Origin of the sequence: Nocardioides sp. (genome assembly GCF_047607365.1) — a bacterium.
Taxonomy (GTDB): Bacteria; Actinomycetota; Actinomycetes; order Propionibacteriales; family Nocardioidaceae; genus Nocardioides.
This window is the reverse complement of record NZ_JASGDD010000068.1, coordinates 1-7,367: the sequence shown is the minus strand read 5'-3', so window position 1 is coordinate 7,367 and position 7,367 is coordinate 1. Positions and strand designations below refer to the sequence as shown.

The following is a 7,367-nucleotide window of genomic DNA, read 5'->3' as shown; positions in this document are numbered from 1 at the left end:
GCCCGACGGGGGCTCGCCGCCCTCGCCGCCGCCCTGGCCGCCACCGCCGCCGCCGTCGGTGGGCGCGGTGGCGACCGAGGGCTCGGTGGTGGTGTCGACCGCGACGGCGAGCGAGCCGGTGTAGCCGTTGTCGGTGTCGCCCTCGAAGGTGCCCATCTGGAGGTCGTAGCCGTCGCTGAAGACGTTGTCCGTGTCGAGCGTGATCTGGGCGAGGTTGGCCGACGAGCCGTCGTACGCGTCGAGCTGGTAGACGGTGTCGAGCATGTCCTGGGGGAAGGCCACCTGCGAGGTCGCGATGGCGTTCTCGGCGTTGGTGGCCGAGTCGGCGTCGGGGTAGACCTCGAAGTGGAGGTGCGTCCAGCGGCCGGTGTAGCAGCCGGGCACGATGGTCTCGAAGGTCACCTTGCCCTCGGCGTCGGCCACCTGGACCCCGCGGAGATAGGTCTCGTCGGTGACGCCGTCGGAGTACATCGAGTAGAGGCCCTGGGCGTCGCACTGCCACATGTAGACCGCGACGCCCTCGAACGGCGCGTCGTCGTTGGCCATGTCGGTGAGCGCGAAGGTGAAGGAGAGCGGTACGCCGTCGACCGTCGTCCCGCCGTCGAGGCTGGAGGTGATGTCGCTGCGGACGATGCCCGACTCCTCGAGCACGTTCACGTCGGTGGTGCCGTCGGCCGGGTAGGGGCCGTTCGTCTCCTGGGGGATCTCCCCGTCGCTGGTGGACGAGCCGCCGGACGAGCTGGTCGAGCTCGAGGAGTCGGAGGCCGACGAGGAGTCGTCGCTGCCACAGGCCGCCAGGGCCAGGGCGCCGGCGCCGATGCCGACGACGCTGAGCACACGGCGCCGGGTGAGGAGCGTGGTGAGGTCGAACCCGACACCCTGGTCGACGACCTCGTCGCCGGGGCGTGCGAGCAACCGGCCTTCGTAGGCCGGGCCCTCCGGGGTCTGGTCGGGCTCGGGCGTGTTGCTCATGATGACTTCTCCTGCTGCGGTCGGTTCGCTGATGTCCCCACTCTTCCCAGCCCTTCTGACCGACCGCTGAACCGTTCTTGTGCGTTCGCTGTGGAGTACGACGGCAAGCGGTACGCCCCATCGGCCACGAGACCCGGGACCCTGGTCCCAAACCCGGCCGAACGCCGCTGGAAATCGGGCGGCTCCGCCCACAATGGACCCATGGTGGACTCACCAGACTCGGGAGACGTCCCACGCGCGGTCGCGCGCGTGGGGCTGCCGGCGCTCGCCGGCGCCATCGCCTGGCTCGGACTCGCCGGGCCGGCGGAGGCGAAGAAGGCCAAGAAGAAGAGAAAGAAGAAGCGCAAGGCCAAGAAGCGGAAGGTCAAGAGCCCGAAGAAGCCGGCGGCGACCGCCACCGCAGCCGCCACAACTGCAACCGCCACTAGTACGCCATCGGCGACCGCCACGCCCAGCGCGACCTCGACGACCAGCACCTCCACGCCGACCTCCACCGCGAGTGCCGAGGCCACGAGCACCACGAGCACCACGACCGCCACGAGCACCGCCACGAGCACCGCAGTCGACGTCGCCCACCTGTGCGCGCGCTTCACCGGCGGCTGGACCGCCGCCCAGGCCGACGCGATCGCCGCGGCCGGCGGGCCGCTGGCATGGTTCGACGCCCAGCTCACCCCTGGCTCGGTGCCGGAGTCGGCCCTCGCCGCCGCGGCGCCGTCGTGGTATCCCCTGCTCACCGACACCCCCGCCCAGCGCCGCGCCCAGGAGGCGGCCAGCACCGCCGACGCCTGGCAGTACGCCGTGCAGCTCGGCAACCTCACCCTGATGCGCCGCATCGCCAGCAACCGGCAGGTCTTCGAGGCCATGGTCGAGTTCCTCTCCGACCACCTCCACATCCCGGTCACCGCCGACGGCTGGCACTGGCGCCAGGACTACGACGCCATCATCCGCGCCGGCGCGCTCGGCTCCTTCAGCGACCTGCTGGTCGAGGCCAGCCTCAGCGGCGCCATGCTCACCTACCTCGGCACGGCGACCTCGACCGCCACGACGGCCAACGAGAACCACGCCCGCGAGCTGCTCGAGCTGCACACCGTCGGCGTGGGCTACTACACCGAGGCCGACGTCAGGGCCACCGCGAAGATCCTCTCGGGCTGGACCTGCAACGCCTGGAGCAGCCCGGCCGTCTGGGACCCGACGTACGTCGACAGCAGGCACGACAAGACCGCGGTCTCGGTGCAGGGCTTCACCTCCGACGGATCGGGCAGGGCCGGCCAGACCGCGAAGGACTTCCTCACCGCGCTCGCCCGCCATCCCAACACCGCGCGCCGGCTGATGACCAAGCTCGCGACCCGGTTCGTCTCCGACTCCCCCAGCGCGACGCTGATCGCCGACCTGGTGGCGGTCTACCAGGCGGCCGACACCGACCTGGTCCCCGTGCTCGAGGCGCTCGTGCGGCACCCCGAGTTCGCCGCCTCCGCCCGGGCGAAGGTGCGCACGCCGATGAGCGACTTCGTGGCCACCGTGCGGGCGCTCGGCATCACCGTCCAGGCCCCGGGCAGCAGCGACGACGCCGCCCACGAGCTGGTCTACGGCTACTCCGACGGCCTCCCCTACAGCTGGCCCCGGCCGGACGGCCGCCCCGACAACGCCGACGCCTACACCTCCGGCGGCCGGATGATCAACAGCTTCCGCACCCATGCCTGCCTCCTCGGCGGCTGGTGGCCGACCGGCAACATCGCCTATCGCGATCTCGGCGACTTCCTGCCGGACCTCACCAGCGGCAAGGTCACGGTGGCCGACTACGCCCACTACGCCTCGCAGAAGCTGCTCGGGCACGACGCCGACGACGTCACCGTGGGCGCCTTCGCCGAGGCCATCGGCATGACGACGGCCACCGTGCTGAAGACCGGCATGTGGCAGGTCCCCGCGCTCGGCAGCTGGCTCGGGCTGCGCGGCCTGTCGGTGCTCCTCGACCACCCCCTCCACCTCACCCACTGACCGACTCGGCGGACCTGATGACTGAGCCCTCGGCCCACCCCGACCCCTGCTGCGACGAGGCGACCCTCGCGCTGAGCCGGCGACGCCTGCTGGCGGCCGCCGGGATCACCGCGGGCGCCGCGGCGGTGACGTCGTTCTTCGGGGACACCCTGCGCAACGTCGCGTACGCCGACACCCCGTCGGCCACCGGCAACGTGCTCGTCGTGCTCTCCCTCCGGGGCGCCATCGACGGCATGGGCGTCGTCGTGCCCCACGGGGACGCGACCTACTACGCCAAGCGCCCGGTCATCGCCATCCCCCAGGCCAAGCTGATCTGCGCCGACTCCATGTTCGGCCTCCACCCCGCGCTCACGCCGCTGCAGAAGTACTGGACCAGCGGCGAGTTCGCGGCCGTCACCGCGACCGGCATGGTCCGGCCCAACCGGAGCCACTTCGCCGCGATGGAGCAGATCGAGGACGCCGACCCGACCTCGACCCTGCGCCAGGGGTGGGTCAACCGGCTGGTCGAGCTGGGCACCAGCGCCGACGACCCGCTCTCGGCCACCTTCTTCGGCTCGACGACGTCCCCCACGCTCACCAGCGGGCCGGTGGACACCCTCGCCGCCGGGGAGATGAGCTCCCTGGTCCTCACCGGCGCCGATCCCGCGTACGACGACGCCAGCTGGCAGGCCCACCGCAAGGCCTCGCTCGCGAGCGTCTGGGGGACCGTGCCGGGCAGCGTCCCGGCGGCCACCGCGGCGCGGCTCAAGGCGGGAGTGGCCAGCGGGCTGTCGATCGTCGACCGCGTCGGCCCGGCCGCCGCGACGACGTACGCACCCGCGAACGGCGCCGTCTATCCGACCGCCTGGCCCGCGACCGACCTGGGCGCGGCGCTCGAGGACACGGCGCGGCTGATCAAGTCGGGCGTCGGCGTCGAGACGGTCGCGCTCGACTACGGCTCGTGGGACTTCCACGCGGGGTACGGCGCCTTCTCCTCGGGCACCTCCGGCGGGATGTACCGCAACCTCAACGCCCTGGCCACCGCCCTCGACGCCTTCCTCACCGACCTGGGCGCCGAGCGCAGCCGGGTCACCGTCGTCACCATCAGCGAGTTCGGCCGCCGCCTGAGCGAGAACTCCGCCAACGGCCTCGATCACGGCTGGGGCAACATGATCCTGCTCTTCGGCGCGGGCGTGAGGGGCGGGAGGTACTACGGCACCTGGCCGACCCTCGCGACACCCAGCTCGGCGCTGGTCGACGACGACCTGCAGGTCACCACCGACTACCGCGACGTGCTCGCCGACGTCATCGCCTCGCGCTTCCCCGGCCGCTCGCCGTCCAGCCTGTTCGGCTCCGACTACACCCGGACGGCCCTGGGGATCATGTCCTGACCTGGCGGTCCTGTCGGTGGCGTGAGCGAGGATGGGCACGTGCCCCCCTCCGCCCCGCTCGCGCGCTTCAGTGAGCCCACCCGCGCGTGGTTCGAGGGCGCCTTCGCGTCGGCGACCCCCGCGCAGGCGGGCGCGTGGGAGGCGATCGGCCATGGCCGGCACGCGCTCGTCGTCGCCCCGACCGGGTCGGGCAAGACGCTGTCGGCGTTCCTGTGGGCGCTCGACCGGCTGCTGACGGCGCCCTCGCCGGCGAAGGAGACGCGCACCAGGGTCGTCTACCTGAGCCCGCTCAAGGCGCTCGGCACCGACGTCGAGCGCAACCTGCGGGCGCCGCTGGCCGGCATCCGCGCGACCGCGGAGCGGCTCGGCGCGTCGGTGAGCGAGGTCCGCGTGGGGGTGAGGTCCGGGGACACGCCCGCGGCCGACCGGCGGCGTCTCATCACGGCGCCGCCCGACATCCTCATCACGACGCCCGAGTCGCTCTTCCTCATGCTCACGAGCCAGGCGCGGGAGACGCTGCGCCACGTCGAGACCGTCATCGTCGACGAGATCCACGCCGTCGCCGGCACCAAGCGCGGCGCCCACCTCGCGGTGACGCTCGAGCGGCTCGACACGCTGCTGGAGCGGCCCGCGCAGCGGATCGGTCTGTCGGCCACGGTCCGGCCGCTCGACGAGGTCGCGCGCTTCCTCGGCGGCGCCGCGCCGGTCGAGATCGTCTCGCCGCCCGCCACCAAGCGCTGGGACCTCGAGGTCGTCGTCCCCGTCGAGCGGATGAACGCCCCGAAGGAGTACGACGACCGGGCCCTCGCCCCCGGCGGCGACGCCGATCCCACCCGCTCGCACTCCATCTGGCCGCATGTGGAGGAGCAGGTGGCGCGGCTGATCGAGGAGCATCGCTCGACGATCGTCTTCGCCAACTCCCGCCGCCTCGCCGAGCGGCTCACCGCGCGGCTCAACGAGATCGCCTCCGAGCACCAGCCGACGCCGTCGGTGCCGGCTCAGGTCATGGCGGAGTCGGGCGTGGCCCAGGGAGCGCCGCCGGTGATCGCGCGCGCCCACCACGGCTCGGTGTCGAAGGAGGAGCGCGCCCAGATCGAGGACGACCTCAAGGCGGGCCGACTCCCGGCGGTGGTGGCGACGAGCAGTCTCGAGCTGGGCATCGACATGGGCGCCGTCGACCTCGTGGTGCAGATCGAGGCGCCACCGAGCGTCGCCTCTGCGCTCCAGCGGATCGGCCGCGCGGGACACCAGGTCGGCGAGACGTCGGCCGGCGTGCTCTTCCCCAAGCATCGCGGCGACCTGGCGCCGACCGCCGTCGCGGTGGAGCGGATGCGCTCCGGCGCGATCGAGTCGCTCGCGATCCCGGCCAACCCGCTCGACGTCCTCGCCCAGCAGATCGTCGCGATGGCGGCCCTCGACGACTGGGCCGTCGACGAGCTCTTCGACGTCGTCCGCCGCTCGGCGCCGTACGCCGGACTCCCCCGCTCCGCCTTCGACGCCACCCTCGATCTGCTCGCCGGGCGCTACCCGAGCGAGGAGTTCGCCGAGCTGCGCCCTCGCGTGGTGTGGGACCGCACGGCGGACGTCGTCCGCGGCCGGCCGGGCGCGCAGCGCCTCGCGGTGACCAGCGGAGGCACCATCCCCGACCGCGGCCTCTTCGGCGTCTACCTCGTCGGCGAGGGGGTGGGCCGCCGGGTCGGCGAGCTGGACGAGGAGATGGTCTACGAGTCGCGGGTCGGCGACGTGTTCGCGCTCGGCGCGACCAGCTGGCGGATCCAGGAGATCACCCACGACCGGGTGCTGGTGACGCCGGCGCCCGGCGTGCCCGGCCGGCTGCCGTTCTGGAAGGGCGACGGGCTCGGGCGTCCTGCCGAGCTGGGCGAGGCGATCGGCGGCTACACCCGGGCGCTCGCGGCGATGCCGGCCGAGAAGGCGGTCGCCCACGCCCGCGACGGCGGCCTCGACGCGTGGGCCGCCGCCAACCTGGTGGGCTACGTCTCCGAGCAGGCGGAGGCAACCCGCGTGGTGCCGAGCGACACCACCCTCCTGCTCGAGCGGTTCCGCGACGAGCTCGGCGACTGGCGGCTGGTGCTGCACTCGCCGTACGGCCGCCCGGTGCACGAGCCGTGGGCGCTGGCCATCGAGGCCCGGCTGCGGGAGCGCTACGGGCTCGGAGCCGGTGGCGGGCTGGCCGTCGCCTCCGACGACGGCATCGTCATCCGGGTCCCCGACACCGGCGACCCCGAGGGCGCGGGCGGCGAGCGGCCGGGCGCCGACCTCGTGCTCTTCGAGCCCGACGAGATCGAGGCACTGGTCACCGGCGAGGTCACCGGGTCCTCGCTCTTCGCCTCCCGCTTCCGCGAGTGCGCCGCCCGCGCCCTGCTGCTCCCCCGCCGCGACCCCGGCCGCCGCAGCCCCCTGTGGCAGCAGCGACAGCGCTCGGCCGCGCTGCTGGCCGTGGCGGGCCGCTACCCGACCTTCCCGATCGTGCTCGAGGCGGTGCGCGAGTGCCTGCGCGACGTCTACGACCTGCCCGCGCTGGTCCAGCTGCTCCGCCGGGTGCAGCGCCGCGAGGTCACGCTGGCCGAGGTCGCGACGGCGACGCCGTCGCCCTACGCGCGGTCGCTGCTGTTCGGCTACGTCGGGGCGTTCATGTACGAGGGCGACGCGCCCGTCGCGGAGCGTCGCGCCGCGGCCCTCACCCTCGACCAGGGGCTGCTGGCCGAGCTCCTCGGCCGGGCCGAGCTGCGCGAGCTGCTCGACCCCGACGTGCTCGCGGAGCTCGAGGCCGAGCTGCAGCGCCTCGCCCCCGACCGGCGGGCGCGGAGCGCCGAGGGGGTGGCCGACCTCATCCGGCTGGTCGGGCCCCTGTCCACGGCGGAGGTGGCCGAGCGGACCGACGGCGACGCCGCGACGTGGCTCGGCGAGCTCGCCGGTGCGCGGCGGATCGTGGAGGTCCGGGTCGCGGGCGAGCCGCGGTGGGCGGTGGTCGAGGACGCCGGGCGGCTCCGGGACGCCCTCGGCGTGCCG

At 73.6% G+C, this 7,367-nt stretch carries 4 protein-coding genes; 3 read left to right on the top strand and 1 reads right to left on the bottom strand.

What is annotated here, in order from left to right; translation table 11 throughout:
- Window positions 1–972: intradiol ring-cleavage dioxygenase (locus QM572_RS05775; RefSeq protein WP_415090987.1), on the bottom strand; the 972-nt coding region annotated here is incomplete at its 3' end.
- 201 nt (window positions 973–1,173) lie between these two features.
- Between QM572_RS05775 and QM572_RS05770 the strand changes: the two genes are divergently transcribed.
- The 3 genes from QM572_RS05770 to QM572_RS05760 all read left to right on the top strand — a co-directional run.
- Window positions 1,174–2,967 carry a DUF1800 family protein gene (locus tag QM572_RS05770; protein WP_415090985.1) on the top strand — a complete coding sequence of 598 codons (1,794 nt, stop codon included), beginning with the start codon at window positions 1,174–1,176 and terminating at the stop codon, window positions 2,965–2,967.
- A 17-nt stretch (window positions 2,968–2,984) separates the two neighbouring features.
- Entirely contained in the window at window positions 2,985–4,337 is a 1,353-nt protein-coding gene (locus QM572_RS05765; RefSeq protein WP_415090983.1) for a DUF1501 domain-containing protein, read from the top strand.
- A gap of 39 nt (window positions 4,338–4,376) precedes the next feature.
- Window positions 4,377–7,367: DEAD/DEAH box helicase (locus QM572_RS05760; protein ID WP_415090981.1), on the top strand; the 2,991-nt coding region annotated here is incomplete at its 3' end.

Bases quoted from the DNA above. Each gene is read 5' to 3' on its own strand.
- QM572_RS05770 (WP_415090985.1), top strand. From the start codon at position 1,174: ATGGTGGACTCACCAGACTCGGGAGACGTCCCACGCGCGGTCGCGCGC.
- QM572_RS05765 (WP_415090983.1), top strand. From the start codon at position 2,985: ATGACTGAGCCCTCGGCCCACCCCGACCCCTGCTGCGACGAGGCGACC.